Genomic DNA, 15,800 nt, shown 5'->3' with positions numbered 1-15,800 from the left:
GATCAGGCCCAGACCAGCCGGGCGCCCTGCTCGCCGGTGGCGAAGGTCATCGAGATCAGGATCAGCGCGAAGATCGCCAACAGGCTGACCAGGGTCCACTCGACGATGTGCGGACGACGCATCCGCGCACCCTTGCCGGAGACCAGCCCCGACGGGCCGCCCATCAGGAACGCCGCGAGCAGCACGATCACCACGAAGACGATGGTCACCCAGAACAGGATGTCCGCGCGCTCCTGGTGCGGCTGGATGATCTGCTCCAGCTCGGGCTTGCGCTTGAGCAGGTCCTTGCCCGAATACCACGAGAGCACCACCGAGCCGAGTGCCGCGAACGACGTCCCGACCATTGGCCAGCGCAGGGCCCAGCGCCACTTGACCACACCGTAGAGGGCGGCCAACACCGCCGCGACGGGGATCATGACGACCGCCAAGTGCACGATGAGAGGGTGGACCGGCAGTCCGTTCAACTCCATGGGGCCAACCCTAGCGGGAGCGGAAGGAATAGCCTGTGCTCATGCCGATCGACTACACCGACGACCTGCGGCTGGCCCACGTGCTGGCCGACGACGCGGATTCTCTGACCCAGGCGCGGTTCAAGGCCCTCGACCTCCACGTGATGAGCAAGCCCGACCTGACCCCGGTCACGGACGCGGACCAGGCCGTCGAGGAGAGCATCCGCCGCACCCTGTCGCGGGTCCGCTCCCGCGACGCGGTCGTCGGGGAGGAGCAGGGCACCACGGGGCACAGTCAGCGTCGCTGGGTCGTGGACCCGATCGACGGCACCAAGAACTTCGTGCGCGGCGTACCGGTCTGGGCCACCCTGATCTCGCTGGTCGTCGACGACGAGGTCGTGCTCGGCGTCGTGTCCGCACCGTTGCTCCAGCGCCGCTGGTGGGCCTCGAAGGGCAACGGCGCGTGGACCGGCCGCTCGCTGCTGAAGGCCCAGCAGATCCACACCTCGGACGTACGCCGCCTCGAGGACGCCTCGCTGAGCTATTCCTCGCTCTCGGGCTGGGATGAGCGCGGACGCCTCGAGGACTTCCTGTCGCTGACCCGGCGCTGCTGGCGCACCCGCGCCTACGGCGACTTCTGGTCCTACATGATGGTGGCCGAGGGCGCCGTGGACATGGCCGCCGAGCCCGAGCTCGAGCTCTATGACATGGCAGCACTCGACATCATCGTGCGCGAGGCCGGCGGCACGTTCACCTCGCTCGACGGGACGCCCGGCCCCTTCGGCGGCAACGCACTGGCCAGCAACAGTCACCTGCACGAGGCAGCCCTGGGGTTCCTCGGCTCGGCGGCCGTCAACGAGGGTCTGGACCGCGACGGTGGCGGCTCGGTGCACGACCTGCGCTCGCGACGTCGTAGCACCGAGGGCGACGAGCCTCCCCTGGGTTGAGCTGCCTGGGTTGAGCTGCCTGGGTTGAGCTGCCTGGGGGTCGGTGGACAGGGCCTGTTCAACGCGGCAGTGCGGCACTAGCGTGATGCGTGTCACAACTGCACCCAGGAGGTCCCATGCACATCCATGACGTGTTGCGCGGCAAGCCCCGACAGGACGTGGTCACCATCGCCCCGGACGCCACCGTCCGCGACCTGATCCATGCCCTGGCCGAACACAACGTGGGGGCCCTGATCGTCAGCAGTGACGGACGCCAGGTCGAGGGGATCGTCTCAGAGCGCGACGTCGTACGCCGTCTGCACGAGGACACCGAGGTGCTCTCGGCCACGATCGCCTCGATCATGACCACCAACGTGCGCACCTGCGAGGCGACCAGTCCGGTGACCGACCTGATGCAGCTGATGACCGAGCACCGGATCCGCCACGTCCCCGTGGTCACCGACGGAGTGCTGACTGGCATCATCTCCATCGGCGATGTGGTCAAGAGCCGGATCGGCGAACTCGAGTTCGAGCGTGACCAGCTCGACAACTACCTGCACCAGACCTGAGGAGAAACCCGCGTGAGCACTGAGAAGCCCGAGATCGACTTCTTCGACCCCGAGCCCCCCAAGGACCTGGTGATCACTGACATCACCGAGGGTGACGGCGACGAGGCCAAGGCCGGCGACACCGTATCGGTGCACTACGTGGGCGTGGCCCACTCCAGCGGCGAGGAGTTCGACGCGTCCTACAACCGGGGCGCCCCGCTGCAGTTCCGCCTCGGCATCGGCCAGGTCATCTCCGGCTGGGACACCGGCGTGCAGGGGATGAAGGTCGGCGGCCGTCGCCAGCTCGTCATCCCGCCGCACCTGGGCTACGGCGACCGTGGCGCCGGCGGCGTGATCAAGCCCGGCGAGACGCTGATCTTCGTGGTGGACCTGCTCAAGATCTCCTGAGCCTCACCCGTGTACGACGGCCTGTCCCCTACCAGGGCAGGCCGTCGTCTGCGTTCGGGTCCTCCACGGCGACGCGGACACTGACCCCGCCCAGCGCGACGACGTCGCCGAGCACGAGCTGGCGTCCCCGGCGGGTGTCCACCTCGCCGTTGACGCTGACCAGGCCCTGACCGATCACGGCCTTGGCCTCGGCGCCGTCCTCCACCAGGTTGGCGAGCTTGAGGAACTGGCCCAAGCGGATGGACTCGTCGCGGATCGGTACGTCGGTGCTCATGGCCACATTGTTGCGCGGCGTACGGCTCTGGTCCCAGCCAGCCTCTCCAGAGATGACCAGGGGGCGGTCAGGGCAGGAGCACCGACACGGTGTGGATCAGCACGCCGACCAGGCCACCGACGATCGTTCCGTTGATCCGGATGAACTGCAGGTCGCGACCGACGTGCAGCTCGATCCGCTCGGCCGCCTCCTTGCCGTCCCAGCGCTCGATGGTGGTGGTGATCACCGTGGTCAGCTCCGCGCCATAGCGGTTGACCCCGAACACCACCGCGTCGGCGGCGAGGTCGTCGAGGCGACGCTGCATCGCGGGGTCGTCGCGGAACCGGCGCGCCACCGTGACCAGCTCGTCGGTGAGCCGCTTCTTGAGCGGACCGGCGTCGTCCTGCAGGGCCGCGAGCAGGGCGTTGCGCAGCGCCTTCCACAGCGAGATCCCGGTCGCCGCGAACTGCGGGTGGTCCAGGAGGCGCAGCTTGAGGTTCTCGGCACGCTCCTGGGTGGAGTCGTTGAAGAGCAGGTCCTGGCCGAGTTGCCGCAGCATCGAGTCGAGCGCGTGGCGGGCCCGGTGGTTCGGGTCGGAGCGGATGTCGGCCATCCACCGCAGGGCCTCTGCGTGGATCCGGGTGGTCACCACTTCGTTGACCCGCAGCGGCACCCAGGTCGGCGCCCGCTCCCCCAGCACCTCGGTGAAGGTGTCGTGGTTCTCGGTCAGCCACCCGTGCAGTTCTTCCAGGGCGAGGTCGACCAGCCCGTGGTGCAGGTCGTCGCGCACCGCCTCGGTGACGAAGGTGCCGAGGATGGGTGAGATCGGCTCCTCGCGGAACCGGGGCACCAGCACGGACTCGACGACCTCGACGATGTGTTCCTCGCGCACCCGGCCCAGTGCGGCCGCGGCGATCTCGGTGACCTCCTCGACCACCTTGCGGGCGTTCTCCTCGTGCGCGGCCCAGGCTCCGATCCGTCGGGTGGGCTCGGCTGCGAGCACGCGCTCGCGGACGATGTCCTCGGCCATGAAGTTCTCGCCGACGAACTCCTCCAGTCCCTTGCCGAGGTCGTCCTTGCGGCGCGGGATCAGCGCGGTGTGCGGGATCGGCAGGCCCAGCGGGTGCCGGAACAGCGCGGTGACCGCGAACCAGTCGGCGATCGCGCCGACCATGCTGGCCTCGGCGCCGGCGTTCACGAACCCGAGCCAGCCATCCTGGCCGTGGGTGAGCACATAGACCACGGCTGCGAAGAGCAGCAGGCCCAGGGCCACTGCCTGCATCCGGCGCAGGGCTGTACGTCGGGCCGCGTCGTTGTCTGCGCCCAGACCGGTCTTGGGGCTCGTCGTCTGCGTCATCGTCGGAATCGTCATCGCGTGATGATTGTGACAGGCACGCGCGTTCGTGCCCGCCTGGACGCGTTCTGCTAGTAGGTTTCGGTGGTGTCCAATCGTGTGTCGCCCGACGGCCTGCCCGCCCGACCGTCTGCCCGCCCGATCGCTCGTGTGATCGGTCGTGCCACGGTCGGCCTGGCCCTGGCCGCCGCGCTGGTGGTGCCGCTCCAGTCCGTGGCCGATGAGCCCACCCCGACACCGGAGACGGCCACCCCCGGCGCTGCCGCGCCGGATCCCGCCGCGGTCGCGATCGAGGCGCTCGAGACCGCGGAGGATCTGCTCGCTGGAGCACCCGCAACCGGCACCCGCGGACTGGTCCCCGATACAGGCTCCGATTCAGGCTCAGCGGCGGATCCGACGACCGACGTGACGCTGGCGCTGCTCGACGTACGCCAGAGCCTTGACGACCTTCCCGCCTCGGAGCAGGACCGCGCTCGACGACTGCTCAGCAGGCCCTCCAGCCCGGGCCCGACCGACTCGATCGGCTATCCGGTGGGTGCGGATCGCGCCTACTGCTCGGAGCACTTCTGTGTGCACTGGGCCGCCAGCGGGCACCACCGCCCGGACCTCACCGACGAGAACGCCAACGACGTACCCGACCAGGTGGAGCGGGTGGCCCAGGAGGCAGAGGTCGTCTGGACGAAGGAGATCTACGGTCTCGGTTTCCTTCCGCCGCTCAGCGACGGCACCCGCGGAAACCTCGCGCCGGAGGACAGGACGGGCCTGATCGACATCTATCTCGGTGACACCGGCGCCCAGGGCATCTACGGCTACGCCGAGACCGAGGGGCGCGGCAGCCGGCTGTCCGGATTCCTGGTGATCGACGACGACTTCGAGGACTTCCCGACGCCGCCGCTCGACTCGATGAAGGTGACTCTCGCCCACGAGTTCTTCCACCTCTCGCAGTTCAGCACCGACGTCACCGAGGACCAGTGGCTGATGGAGGGGACCGCCACCTGGATCGAGGAGCAGGTCCACGACGACATCAACGACAATCGTCAATACCTGTCGCTGAGCAGCCTGCGCCACCAGGACATGCCCCTGGACCACCCCGACGGTTGGTACGGCAACTGGATCTTCTTCGAGCACCTGACGAAGTCCTACGGTGCCGGCATCGTGCAGGAGATCTGGCACGAGGCGCGCTCCGCCCGGGTGTTCTCCTTCCAGGCCATCCAGGCAGCGCTGGGCAAGCACGGCTCGAGCCTGGCCGACGACCTGTCGCGGTTCGCGGGCAGCAACACGATCCCGGCGAAGTTCTATCCGGAGGGGCGCAGCTATCCCTCCGCGAGGACGGCTGGGGCCTGGACGCTGGCCTGGTCGCGACCCACCACGGGCACGGTGCGCACCCGGATCCCGCAGCTCGGCTCGAAGTCCTACTCGATCGCGCCGCACGCCGCGCTGTCGTCGAAGTGGCGGCTGCGGGTGACCATCGACGCGCCGTCCTACAGCACGCGCGCCTATCTGGTGCTGCACCGCCCCGGTGGCGTGACTCAGCGCAAGCCGATCCGGCTGAACAGCAGCGGCAACGCCTCGTTCAGCGTGCCGTTCCATCGCGGCAGCGTGACGAAGGTGAGTGTGAGCCTGTCGAACACGTCGCGCCGGTTCAGCTGCGATCGGGGTACCGCACGCAGCTGCGAGGGTGTGCCGCGCGACAGCAACCGACTCTTCCGCCTGCGCGCGACCGCGACCTCGTAGGCTGCCGCGCGTGGACGCGTTGTCGATCTTCTTGACCGTGGCGCTCTGTGTCGTCGTGGGTCTGCTGGTGCTGACGACGGTGCGTCTGCGGTCCACCCGGCGGCAGCTGAGCCGCACGCAACACGAGTTGGCCTCGGCGCAACGTCCCGAGCGTCGTACGACGTCTCGCTCCGGTCTCCGCGCGGGCAACCACCCGAACCGCAGCCTGGCCCGGCAGGCCACTCACGTCACAACCCATGCGCTGCGCACCGTGGTCGACACCGCCGCCAAGGTCCGTGAGCAGGGCGTTGGCGGGTTCCTGACCAGCTCCATCGAGGAGCTCACCGGCATCGCCCTGGCGGACCGCTCCGAGATCGCCAAGTTGACCGGTCCCGACGGGACGATCACCATCTTCTTCTCCGACATCGTGAGCTCGACTGAGCTCAACGAGCAGCACGGTGACGCGGCCTGGATCAAGATCCTCGAGCGCCACGACAAGCTGATCCGCCAGCAGGTCTCGGCGCACCGTGGGCACGTGGTGAAGTCACAGGGCGACGGATTCATGGTGGTCTTCGGCGATCCCGCCGACGCGATCGCGACTGCCTTGGGCATCCAGCGCCGCATCGCCGCACTCGGCGACAGCGCTCGGCGGGGGCTCCCGGTCTCGGTGCGGATGGGCATGCACGTGGGCACCGCCATCGAACGAGACGGTGACTGGTTCGGACGCAACGTGGCGATGGCTGCGCGCGTGGCCGCGCAAGCGGACGCGGAGCGGGTGCTGGTCAGCGCGCAGGTGCGCGAAGCGGTGGGCGATGACCCGTTCATCGACTTCGTCGAGCCGGCCGAGGTCGAGCTCAAGGGGTTCCCGGGCACTCATGCCCTGTGGCGAGCCGTCGAGCGCGCGCCCAGCTGAACGGCTCGGCCTCTTGCGGCCGTCCGGTCAGCGCGAGTGGGTGTGTGCCACGTAGACGTCGCAGGAGGCGTGGGCCGCGACGTCACGGGCGATGGAGCCGAGCACGCGCGCCATCCCCTGGACTCGCTTGTTCCCGACGACGATGATGTCGGCGTGCAGTGACTCCGCAGCCCTGACCAAGGCCTCGCCCGGCTTGCCCTCTGCGGGGCTGGCGACGATCTCGACGCCCGGGAATTCACGCCGCAGGTCGACCAGGACCTGCTGTGCGGTCTGCTGTGCCTCCTGCTCGTTGGTGAGCAGGATCTTCTCCGAGCCGATCTCGAGGGTCTCCGCCTCGAAGTCCCCATAGGCCGACAGCACGTGCAACGTGGCTCCGAACGCCTTCGCGAGCTCGGCGGCCTTGCGGGCACCGGCCGCTGCGGGCACGCTGCCGTCGACTCCGGTGACGATGGTGCTGACCATGGGTGGTTCTCCTGTCGGATGGATGAACTGGATTCCAGACTAGTGGGTGGCCCCGGTGGTTCGTCGCGGAACGCCCGGCCGACGAGCGTTCTGCTCACCCGGCACTTCTTCCGCGATCACCAACCCGGGTAGCGCTGCGTCCACCTCGTGTCCGGTCCGTAGTCGCCGTGCAATCGGTCGCTGGCGGTGAACTCATAGATGAAGTCGTCGGCCAGGGTCAGGATCGTGCCGCGTCCCTCGACCGCGAACGCGAGCTCGGGCGGCAAGGCCGTTTCACCGTGAAGCGCACCGAGGATGTTGCCGCAGATCGCACCGGTGGAGTCGCTGTCGCCGGAGTGGGTGACCGAGAGTGACAGTGCGTCGAGCATCTGATCGGGCTCCGGATGGACAAGGCAGGCATAGATCGCCATCGCCAGGGCCTCCTCCGCCACCCAGCCGCCTCCGAGTGACTCCATGTGCTCAGCACCCGGGCCCTTGCGCGCGACCTCGGTCGCCTGCTCGATCGCCAGGTAGGTCTCGCCCCCGGCATCGCGGACGCGCAGCTGGCTCTGGGTCTCTTCGATCGCGCCTGGCAGGTCGTGGCCGCGCATGATCGCCCCGATGAGGACGGCCAACGCACCCGACGCCACCTGACCCGTCGAGTGGCCATGGGTGTAGCCAGCAGCCTCTGCCGCTGAGTCGAACTGCAGGTCCGAGGACCACACCCAGTGCGGCACGAGACCGAAGGGAGCGCTGCGCATGACGCCACCACACCCCTTGGAGTTGTTCGTCGCCACCACGCCGAACTGGGCGAGCTTGCGTTGGCCGCCGCGCGGCTCAGCAAGGGCGGAGAGGCAGGTGTTGCCCGGCGCCCTGCGGGAGTAGAGCCACTGTTCGTTGATCAGCCACCCGTCCCGCTCTCCATCCGGGCCGTTCTGGAGCTGGGTGTCGAGCCATCGGTCGTAGGCGTGGTGGACCGCGGCCACGGTGAAACCGATTCCGCGGTCTCGCCGGACTGCCGCGCGGATCATCCCCTCGAGGGTGAAGAGCGTCATCTGGGTGTCGTCGGTGATCCGGCCATACACGGACGACCCGGCGACGTTCTCGGGCACGTAGCGCCTGACGCCATCCGGACCGCACTCGCGCTGGATCTGCTCCAGGCTCCAGAACTCCACCGGCCCGCCCAGCGCGTCACCGATGGCTCCACCGAGAAGAGAGCCACGGACTCGGGAGTGATAGCTCTCGAGTTCGCGCCGGTCGGGCGTCTGATCAGTCCTCATCAGGCACCGCGCTCTCGGGGGTTGGGAGGCATCGCATATCGGCACAGGCTAACGGTCCCTGCCACGGCTGCAGGGTCGCTCCTCACCCGCACCGGAGGTCACGAGCTGCCTGTCAGGAGTCGAGCAGGTCCTTCATCGTCGCGATCTCGGCGTCCTGCGATGAAGCGATCGCCTTGGCCAGCTCGACCGCGGGTTCCGAGACGCCGCGTTCCTGCTCGGTCTTGGCCATCTTGATGGCGCCTTCGTGGTGCTCGATCATCATCTCCAGCCACATCCGCTGGAAGTCAGCGCCGCTGGCGGCTTCGAGCTGGGCCATGTCGTCGGCCGACATCATTCCCGGCATGTCGGCGTCCATCTCCATGTCGCCGTGCGCGTGTGCGTGGTCGCGCGAGGTCTCGGGAATGGGCTTGTCCCACCCGGTGAGCCAGTCGACCATCTGCTCGATCTCGGGCGCCTGGGCCTCGCGGATGCCCTCCACGAGTGCGACGACTTCGGGATCCAACTCACGACCCTGGGCCATGTCGACCATCGTCAGCGCTTGGGCGTGGTGCTGGATCATCTCGGTCGCGAAGGTGACGTCGGCGTCGTTGAAGTTGCTCCCGTCAGCGGCCGTGTGCGTCTTGAGCGACGGCTCGTCATCACCGCCGCAGGCGGTGAGAACGGCGAATGCGAGTACGACGCAGAGCAGCGCTGCAAACTTCTTGATCATCAATAGTCCTGTTGCTCGAATGCGTGCGGGACCGGCGCCGTCAGCCTACTCAGCCGGACACAGCACGGTTCAGGATCCTGACCGCACTCCGCTCAGGGGTCAGGTCAAGACGACGTAGGAGTTGCGCGTTGAGCGCCACCACGACCGTCGAGGCCGACATCAAGATCGCTCCGACGCTCATCGGCAGGACGAATCCGATCGGAGCCAGGACCCCTGCCGCGAGGGGAACGCTGATCAGGTTGTATCCCGCTGCCCACCACAGGTTCTGCTTCATCTTGCGGTATGCGGCGCTCGACAGCTCGAAGATCGACAGCACCGAACGCGGGTCCGAACTGGCCAGGATCACTCCGGCCGATCCGATCGCCACATCCGTGCCGGCACCGATGGCGATCCCGACATCGGCCTGCGCCAGGGCCGGGGCGTCGTTGACACCGTCGCCCACCATGGCGACCTTGCGGCCCTCACGCTGCAGCTCGGCGACCTTGGCTGCCTTGTCCCCGGGCCGTACACCGGCGAACACCCGGTCGATGCCGAGCTCGGCGGCGACGGTTTCGGCCACGGCTTGGGCGTCCCCGGTGATCATCACCACCTGCGCACCCACCGCATGGAGCGCATCGACGGCGTCACGCGATTCCGCCCGGATCTCGTCGGCCAGCCGCAGGGCGCCGATCACCTCACCGTCGGCGACGACGTGCAAGATGATGGCGCCCTCGGTGCGCCACTGGTCGGCGATCGGCAGTTCGGCCAGACCGTGCTGCTCCAGCAGGTAGGGCCCGCCGACCTCGATCACGCTCCCTTCGACATCCGCCCGGACGCCGACCGCCGGTGACGACGAGAAGTTGGTGTACGTCGGAACGTCCAGTCCCCGGTGCGCCGCGGCGCCGGTCACGGCCTTGGCCAAAGGATGCTCGCTGTCACTCTCCGCGGCAGCAGCCCGGGCCAGGACGGCATCTTCGGCGTACCCCTCGACGGGCTTGACGCCGGTGACGGTGGGTTCACCCTTGGTCAGGGTGCCGGTCTTGTCGAACAGGACAGCGTCCACCGTGCGCATGGACTCCAGGGCGAGTCGGTCCTTGATCAGCACGCCGCCGCGGGCCGCGCGCTCGGTCGCGATCGAGACCACCAGTGGGATGGCGAGACCCAGCGCGTGGGGGCAGGCAATGACGAGCACGGTGATGGTGCGTACGACGCCGTCATCCGGCAGGCCGACGAGTGCCCAGACGATGGCAGTGATGACCGCCGACCCCAGGGCGAACCAGAACAACCAACCGGCTGCGGTGTCGGCGATCCGCTGCGCACGCGACGAGGACGCCTGGGCATCCGCGACGAGCTTCTGGATGCCCGCCAGCGCGGTGTCCTCACCAATCGCGGTGACCTTCACCCGCACTCCGGAGTCAGTGGCAACGGTTCCCGCCACCACCGGCTCCCCCACCTCACGACGTACCGTCCTGGACTCGCCGGTGACCATCGACTCGTCCATGCTGGCGCTGCCATCCACGATCTCCCCGTCGGCAGGAACCGCCGAACCCGGGCGAACGATGACCACGTCACCCACGACCAGATCCGACGGAGCAACCTTCACCACGGCGTCGTCGTCCACCTTCTCGGCCTCGTCGGGCAACAAGGCGGCCAACGAGTCCAACGCGGAGGTCGTCTGGGCCAGCGAACGCATCTCGATCCAGTGGCCCAAGAGCATGATCACGACCAGCAGCGCCAGCTCCCACCAGAAGTCCAACTGTTCATCGAGCAGACCCAGTGTGGAGCCCCACGACGACACGAACGCCACCGTGATCGCCAGCCCGATGAGCAGCATCATCCCGGGCTTGCGCGTGCGAATCTCCGAGACCGCTCCGGTCAGGAACGGCCAACCGCCCCAGAAGTAAAGGACCGTGCCGAGGATCGGCGAGATCCACTGGACCCAACCGTCCTCTGGCAGGTCATAGCCGGCGAGGTGAGCGAACATCGCGTTGAAGGCAACCACCGGGATCGCGAGGACCAACATGATCCAGAACAGGCGTCGGAACTGACCGACGTGATCGCCGTGGCCACCGTGACCTTGGTGGCCGCCATGGCCGCCATGGTCATGTCCGCCGTGGTGTTCTGCGTCGGCAACGGCGTGCTCATCGTGTGGGTGAGTGCCAGACGGGTGGATTGAGTTGGTGTCGTGGTGATGCGTGCTCATGGCTCGACCATATACCCCCCATGGGTATATGGCCATGGCTACTTGTCTGTCCCACGACATTCCCGGCCGCCAGCATCATTCGCTGAGTCATCCTGCAGAAATGGCCAAGTTCCATGGCCCCGCCATCTGGCCAAGAGCGTCGCCATCGAGGCGGGCGAGCTCCTCGAGCGCTTCCAATGGCCCGACGGCGATGACCGGATCTACGTTGGAGAGTCCCTGAACGTAGCGACTCGCTTCCGTCAGCATCTGTCCTACAACAAGTCTGGCTGCCTAGACCTGGAGTCCTTCCTGATCCAGCGTCTGGCCGGCGATGGCCTGTACCAAATCACCAGTCGCAGCGCGCGCATCGCCGACAGCGAATGCTTTGGTCGCACCGGGTGTCATCCACACCATTCAGACCTACGACGTCAGCTACGCGGGCGTGATCATTGGATCTGACCTCCGGTACGACCGTGAGGCGGGCAAGAACATGCCGCGCCGCGGGATCTCCTTCACCGATGATGAGATTCTTCGACTGGTGCAGAACGTCCATGTCGTCCTGCTGACCCGCGGGATGCGTGGCACCTATGCCCGCCGCCGACAAGACCGCCTCGGCAGGTTGACCCCGATCGAGTTCGAGACAATCATGACCACGCCAGCCACTCAGACTGCGTGACTAACGACTGGAACCCTGTTGGTGGGGCAGGTCAGACTGTCACCAGATCGTGCAGCAGACCCGTCGTAGCTCAGCAGGTCGCCGAGCCAGTCACTGACGAGGCGTTCGACCTCGTCGGCATTGGCGTCAAGGGCAAGGAGCCGGTCCACTCCCAAGTCGGCGTAGGCGATGGAGCCATACGGCTTGGGGGACTGCTGGCGAGCCCTGAGTGCTCGTTGGGCTTGCTCATAGGCTCGTGGGATCTGCTGCGGCGAGTTGAACGGCTCCCCCTTGGCGATCACACCGTTGGTGTTGCCGTAACCGCGGGACAAGTCGTCGAACAAGCGGCCGATGTCGACACCTCGATAGGTGAGAGCGACCACCAGCCCCTGGTTCCGGCCGACCAAGCAGGGCAGCCGCTGACGAGCCAAAGCCCTCCGGAGGTGATCGACGTCGCGGTCGTGCCCGCGCTGACTCCGGTCGGAGGACCACGCGGACACGATCAAGTCGTGCGGAACGCCAAGGTCGTGGCCCTGGGCGGATGCCCGGTCCACGGCAACGTCGTTCGGGAGCCCTTCGAGAAGGTCGTCGAGGAGGTCTCGACTCAAGCCGTTCTCCAGTTCATTCATCCCTGCGGCATGAGCCCTCAGCAGCCCCAGTGCGACGCCGGCGTATTGCAGAGCGAACAATGCGTCGTCTTGCTCTTTGTCCGATGGCACCTCCAGTTCGATCGTGCCGAGTTCGGGGCGTCCGCCGATCACCTCCTCGAGCGAGGTTCGCTCGAGGACCGGTTGGTACCGGCCGGCAACCGTGATCCGGGTCGTCTCGTGGCCGAATCTGTCCCGCAGCACGACCGTGGAGCCAGTGAACCGGCTCAGCGAGGTGGCCACGTCGAGTTCAGTCCCGGACGTGGCGAGTCGGGCGAACTCCTCAAGCACCCCCTCACGGTGCTGCAGCGCCGCGACGGTGCGCGCCATCTCGTTATTGGCTGCATCGAGTTCGTGGGCGCGTCGGCGGTGGCGCTCGTGCACCTGCGCGTCCGCGAGCGCCGTCCCGAGGAGATCGCCCAACCGTTCGATGACGAACAGTTGTTCGGGGTCGGGCCGGGCGAAGCTGCGAAGGAACAGTCGGCCCGGGGCGCCGTTCAAGACCGCCACAGCCGTCGTCGACGTCCAGGAGTCGCCGTTGTCCTGCACGAATACCCGTTCACCAGTTGAGGGGCTCGGTTCCGCCGGCTTCGTTGGCTCCCCGGGGGGCAGGGTGATCCACTCCCGGTCCCGCTGGAAGGTGACGTGAACCAACTGGCAGCCGGTCACCGACTCGACCTCACGCTTCAGGACGTTGATGACCTCGTCCACGTTCAAGCCCTCGGTTGCAAGAAGCGTGGGAAGGAAGCCAGAGGCGGTGGAGAGCGGGAAGGATGGCGTGGCCATGGGAGTCATGATCAAGACGATGAAGAAGGCGACGAGCAGGACGAGGATGAGCATGACCCAGCGAGAGATGCGACCGGCGAACGGCGGGGCGAGAGGATGGCACCCATGAGCACCCTCGCCGACGCCGTACTCCCGCTGATCCGCACCCGCTCGGACCTTTACCGGTACAGCGCCGCCAACGCGCACGGCCTCGACATGCACGAGGCGGTCGACATCCTCGAGTCCGCGATCCCGACTGCCGATCCGGCCGAGATCTACACCGTCACCCACAAGGCGCTCGCGTCGTCGCTGAAGGTGATCGCCCGGGCCGACGACTCCAGCGGCATCATCGGCGACGCCTGCCGACGACTGTTGGTGCTCCACCCGCAGGTGGCGGCCGCGGCCAGGACGCCGGTCGGGAAGCTGATCGACTGGATGATGAAGTTCCAGTTCGATGACGGCGAAGTCGACTACTTCGAGCTCGATCCGGTCGCGTACGCCCCGGCACTCGGCGAGCTCGGCATAGCGTCGTACCGCAAGCGGCTGGCCGAGGTCGAAGCGAAGCTCGGTCCCCGTCCTGCCGACCGGTGGAACTCCGGCCACTCCCACGAATGGTTCACCCTGGACTGGAACGCCCAGCGGCTCGCCGTCCTCGACCACGACATCGACGCGATCATCCGCACCCACGCCAAGGACCGGAAGGTTGCGGCCTGGCTGGAGGACACCGCCGAAGCATTCGAAGAGATCGGCGAGATCGACCTCGCCATCGACTGGGCGAAGCAGGCCACCGACTTCGACCGCGGGCACCAGTCCCGCAAGGCGGCGGACTACTGGTGCGGGCTGCTGGAGGCACACCGGCCAGGCGAAGAGTTGAACGCGCGGCTCTCGGTGTTCCGCAAGTGGCCCTCGTCGACTTCGGCGGCACGGCTGCACAAGGCCGCCGGCAAGGCATGGCCCGAATACCACGACGAGGTCGTAGCCAGCCTCGCCGCGAGCCCGAGCGACGCGGTCCTCTTCGCACTCCACACGCTCAAAGAACCCGAGTTCGCCTGGAACCTGGCGCATTCACTCGCACTCGACAGTGGCTCCACCTGGGCCGAGCTTGTGAAGGTCTACGAAAAGATCGACCCACTTGCCGTGCTTCCCATCCATCAGCGCCTCGTGGAGGGGCTCCTCCACGACGCGAACGCCAAGAACTACAAGCTCGCCGCCAGGCGGCTGGCGACGATGCGCAAGCTCAGCGCTGGGTCGGCGAAGTCAGCGGAGGTCAACGACCTGATAGCGGATCTGCGAGAGATCCACCGGCGTCGCCCGAGGTTGCAGCAGGAGTTTGACCGAGCGGGGTTGCCCTGACAACGACAACTTCAGTCACCCGTCCCTGCGCACTCCAATGCTGCGGTCAGTTCGTCTCCTTCGGCAGCCTTGAGGTACCCCTGCCTGTGCCCGCGTTCGATCGCCTGGCGCAGCAGGTACATCGGAGTGCCGTAGACAACGCATTGAGCGATGGCCGTCGCCGGAGTGACCGTCGGGATCTCCTGCCACCAGCCGATCTGCTTCGCGGCCAGGTCCTCGTAGTGCACGACGTAGTCGTCTCCGTCCGCGCACCTCACCGTCGCCGCTTGGCGACGGTGAGGTGGATGCGGATGGGATTCACGTCGCAGATGCCGTAGGCGTCGAGCGCGGTCTCGTGCGACAGCGCCGCCTCGGGCACCCGGGTCCACAGCACCGCCAGCATCAGGTGTTCGTGCTCGCCGACCGGATACTGCGGCAACCGGTAGACGCCGTGCGCGACCCGGTGGAGCGTTCCCCGGTGGACGAGCATCTGTAGCGCGTGCTTGCCGATGCCGGCGCCGGTCGCCTGCTGCGAGGTGACGAAGCCGTGCTGTTCGGCCGCGACGTCCCACAACACCGTCCGGGCGAGCGGCTTGGCAGTCATGTCAAAAGTATAACGATAACGGGAGACTATTGCCTTGGCCCACGAGATCCGCAGACCTTGAAGAGCGATATCTAAGCGGATATCATGATGGGCATGGCTGGAACGATCATCGAGCGCGCACGCCGCGGCAGTGGACTGTCGCAGCGCGAGTTGGCGCGCCGCTCCGGCACCTCGCAGCCAACGCTCTCGACCTACGAACACGGCACCAAGTCGCCGACGCTCGCTGTCGCCGAGCGAATCGTCAACAGCAGCGGCTTCGACCTCGACCTCGTGCCCCGCGTCAGTTTCACCACCCACCCCGGTGCCCGCGGTGAGCCGTTCGTCGTGCCTGATCGCCTGTGGCGCCTCGACACCGCCAAAGCCTTCGCGACGGTGCCGCTGCCCCAGCACCTGCACTGGTCCGGCCCCTCGCGTCCCTACAACCTTCGCGACCGGCGCGACCGCGCCAGGGTCTACGAGATCGTCCTCCGCGAAGGCGAGCCCGCCGATCTGCTCACCTACATCGATGGAGCACTGCTCGTCGACCTCTGGGACGACCTTGTCATCCCGGCGGGGATCCGGAACGAATGGGAGCCGCTCATCACCTCATTCGGCGCGATCGCATGAGTGACTCTGGGCTCAGCGAGTTCCAGGTAGCGCTGG

The 15,800-nt window shown here is 67.3% G+C and carries 19 protein-coding genes; 9 read left to right on the top strand and 10 right to left on the bottom strand.

The features are described from left to right. Nucleotides 1-2 precede the first annotated feature (2 nt). The gene (locus BJ980_RS17395; protein ID WP_179503454.1) at nt 3-470 is read right to left on the bottom strand and encodes a hypothetical protein; all 468 of its coding nucleotides are present in this window, start codon (nt 468-470) and stop codon (nt 3-5) included. Nucleotides 471-511: 41 nt separating this feature from the next. On the opposite strand from BJ980_RS17395, the gene hisN reads away from it, so the two are divergent. The 3 genes from hisN to BJ980_RS17380 all read left to right on the top strand — a co-directional run bounded on the left by hisN (nt 512) and on the right by BJ980_RS17380 (nt 2,331). Then, complete coding sequence (gene hisN / locus BJ980_RS17390; RefSeq protein ID WP_179503453.1) at nt 512-1,396, top strand: histidinol-phosphatase; 885 nt, start codon at nt 512-514, stop codon at nt 1,394-1,396. A gap of 116 nt (nt 1,397-1,512) precedes the next feature. Then, on the top strand, nt 1,513-1,944 hold the full coding sequence (locus tag BJ980_RS17385) for a CBS domain-containing protein (protein ID WP_179503452.1): 432 nt from the start codon (nt 1,513-1,515) through the stop codon (nt 1,942-1,944). Nucleotides 1,945-1,956: 12 nt separating this feature from the next. After that, a complete protein-coding gene (locus BJ980_RS17380; protein WP_179503451.1) occupies nt 1,957-2,331 on the top strand; it encodes an FKBP-type peptidyl-prolyl cis-trans isomerase in 375 nt (124 codons plus the stop codon). A gap of 28 nt (nt 2,332-2,359) precedes the next feature. Here the strand turns inward: BJ980_RS17380 and BJ980_RS17375 are convergent, their stop codons facing one another. Beyond that, nucleotides 2,360-2,605 (bottom strand): RNA-binding S4 domain-containing protein, encoded by a 246-nt coding sequence (locus BJ980_RS17375; RefSeq protein WP_179503450.1) that lies wholly within the window; start codon nt 2,603-2,605, stop codon nt 2,360-2,362. A gap of 67 nt (nt 2,606-2,672) precedes the next feature. Beyond that, nucleotides 2,673-3,956, bottom strand: coding sequence for a DUF445 domain-containing protein (locus tag BJ980_RS17370; RefSeq protein WP_246280001.1), 1,284 nt, complete (start codon nt 3,954-3,956; stop codon nt 2,673-2,675). A 69-nt stretch (nt 3,957-4,025) separates the two neighbouring features. Here BJ980_RS17370 and BJ980_RS17365 point away from each other — a divergent pair, with 69 nt between their 5' ends. Together BJ980_RS17365 and BJ980_RS17360 are read left to right on the top strand one after the other, a co-directional pair. Then, on the top strand, nt 4,026-5,672 hold the full coding sequence (locus BJ980_RS17365) for an MXAN_6640 family putative metalloprotease (RefSeq protein WP_179503448.1): 1,647 nt from the start codon (nt 4,026-4,028) through the stop codon (nt 5,670-5,672). Nucleotides 5,673-5,682: 10 nt separating this feature from the next. After that, entirely contained in the window at nt 5,683-6,564 is an 882-nt protein-coding gene (locus tag BJ980_RS17360) for an adenylate/guanylate cyclase domain-containing protein (protein WP_179503447.1), read from the top strand. A gap of 27 nt (nt 6,565-6,591) precedes the next feature. On the opposite strand, the gene BJ980_RS17355 is transcribed toward BJ980_RS17360, so the two are convergent. From BJ980_RS17355 to BJ980_RS17340, 4 genes are all read right to left on the bottom strand, one after another. Beyond that, nucleotides 6,592-7,026: a universal stress protein gene (locus tag BJ980_RS17355; RefSeq protein WP_179503446.1), complete on the bottom strand. Its 435-nt coding sequence runs from the start codon at nt 7,024-7,026 to the stop codon at nt 6,592-6,594. A gap of 116 nt (nt 7,027-7,142) precedes the next feature. Then, nucleotides 7,143-8,285: an ADP-ribosylglycohydrolase family protein gene (locus BJ980_RS17350; protein ID WP_179503445.1), complete on the bottom strand. Its 1,143-nt coding sequence runs from the start codon at nt 8,283-8,285 to the stop codon at nt 7,143-7,145. A gap of 112 nt (nt 8,286-8,397) precedes the next feature. After that, a complete protein-coding gene (locus tag BJ980_RS17345; RefSeq protein WP_179503444.1) occupies nt 8,398-8,994 on the bottom strand; it encodes a DUF305 domain-containing protein in 597 nt (198 codons plus the stop codon). Between the two features lie 49 nt (nt 8,995-9,043). After that, complete coding sequence (locus BJ980_RS17340) at nt 9,044-10,957, bottom strand: heavy metal translocating P-type ATPase (RefSeq protein WP_246280000.1); 1,914 nt, start codon at nt 10,955-10,957, stop codon at nt 9,044-9,046. On the opposite strand from BJ980_RS17340, the gene BJ980_RS19135 reads away from it, so the two are divergent. Together BJ980_RS19135 and BJ980_RS17335 are read left to right on the top strand one after the other, a co-directional pair. Next, the gene (locus tag BJ980_RS19135) at nt 10,946-11,149 is read left to right on the top strand and encodes a hypothetical protein (protein ID WP_246279999.1); all 204 of its coding nucleotides are present in this window, start codon (nt 10,946-10,948) and stop codon (nt 11,147-11,149) included. The genes BJ980_RS17340 and BJ980_RS19135 overlap by 12 nt on opposite strands. A gap of 337 nt (nt 11,150-11,486) precedes the next feature. Then, nucleotides 11,487-11,831, top strand: coding sequence for a DNA/RNA helicase domain-containing protein (locus BJ980_RS17335; RefSeq protein WP_179503442.1), 345 nt, complete (start codon nt 11,487-11,489; stop codon nt 11,829-11,831). Here the strand turns inward: BJ980_RS17335 and BJ980_RS17330 are convergent. Further along, a complete protein-coding gene (locus BJ980_RS17330; protein ID WP_179503441.1) occupies nt 11,819-13,297 on the bottom strand; it encodes a PucR family transcriptional regulator in 1,479 nt (492 codons plus the stop codon). The genes BJ980_RS17335 and BJ980_RS17330 overlap by 13 nt on opposite strands. A 51-nt stretch (nt 13,298-13,348) precedes the next feature. On the opposite strand from BJ980_RS17330, the gene BJ980_RS17325 reads away from it, so the two are divergent. Next, on the top strand, nt 13,349-14,575 hold the full coding sequence (locus tag BJ980_RS17325) for a DUF6880 family protein (RefSeq protein ID WP_179503440.1): 1,227 nt from the start codon (nt 13,349-13,351) through the stop codon (nt 14,573-14,575). Nucleotides 14,576-14,586: 11 nt separating this feature from the next. Here BJ980_RS17325 and BJ980_RS18745 read toward each other — a convergent pair whose 3' ends face one another. Continuing rightward, entirely contained in the window at nt 14,587-14,832 is a 246-nt protein-coding gene (locus BJ980_RS18745) for a hypothetical protein (RefSeq protein WP_218855564.1), read from the bottom strand. Further along, nucleotides 14,829-15,158 (bottom strand): type IV toxin-antitoxin system AbiEi family antitoxin domain-containing protein, encoded by a 330-nt coding sequence (locus BJ980_RS18740; RefSeq protein WP_218855563.1) that lies wholly within the window; start codon nt 15,156-15,158, stop codon nt 14,829-14,831. Before BJ980_RS18740 ends, BJ980_RS18745 begins: the two co-directional genes overlap by 4 nt. 93 nt (nt 15,159-15,251) lie before the next feature. Between BJ980_RS18740 and BJ980_RS17315 the strand changes: the two genes are divergently transcribed. Beyond that, nucleotides 15,252-15,764 carry a helix-turn-helix domain-containing protein gene (locus BJ980_RS17315; protein WP_179503439.1) on the top strand — a complete coding sequence of 171 codons (513 nt, stop codon included), beginning with the start codon at nt 15,252-15,254 and terminating at the stop codon, nt 15,762-15,764. The last annotated feature ends 36 nt before the right edge of the window (nt 15,765-15,800 follow it).

It is taken from the genome of Nocardioides daedukensis (genome assembly GCF_013408415.1).
GTDB classification, from domain to species: domain Bacteria; phylum Actinomycetota; class Actinomycetes; order Propionibacteriales; family Nocardioidaceae; genus Nocardioides; species Nocardioides daedukensis.
This window is presented reverse-complemented; position numbering and strand designations above follow the sequence as displayed.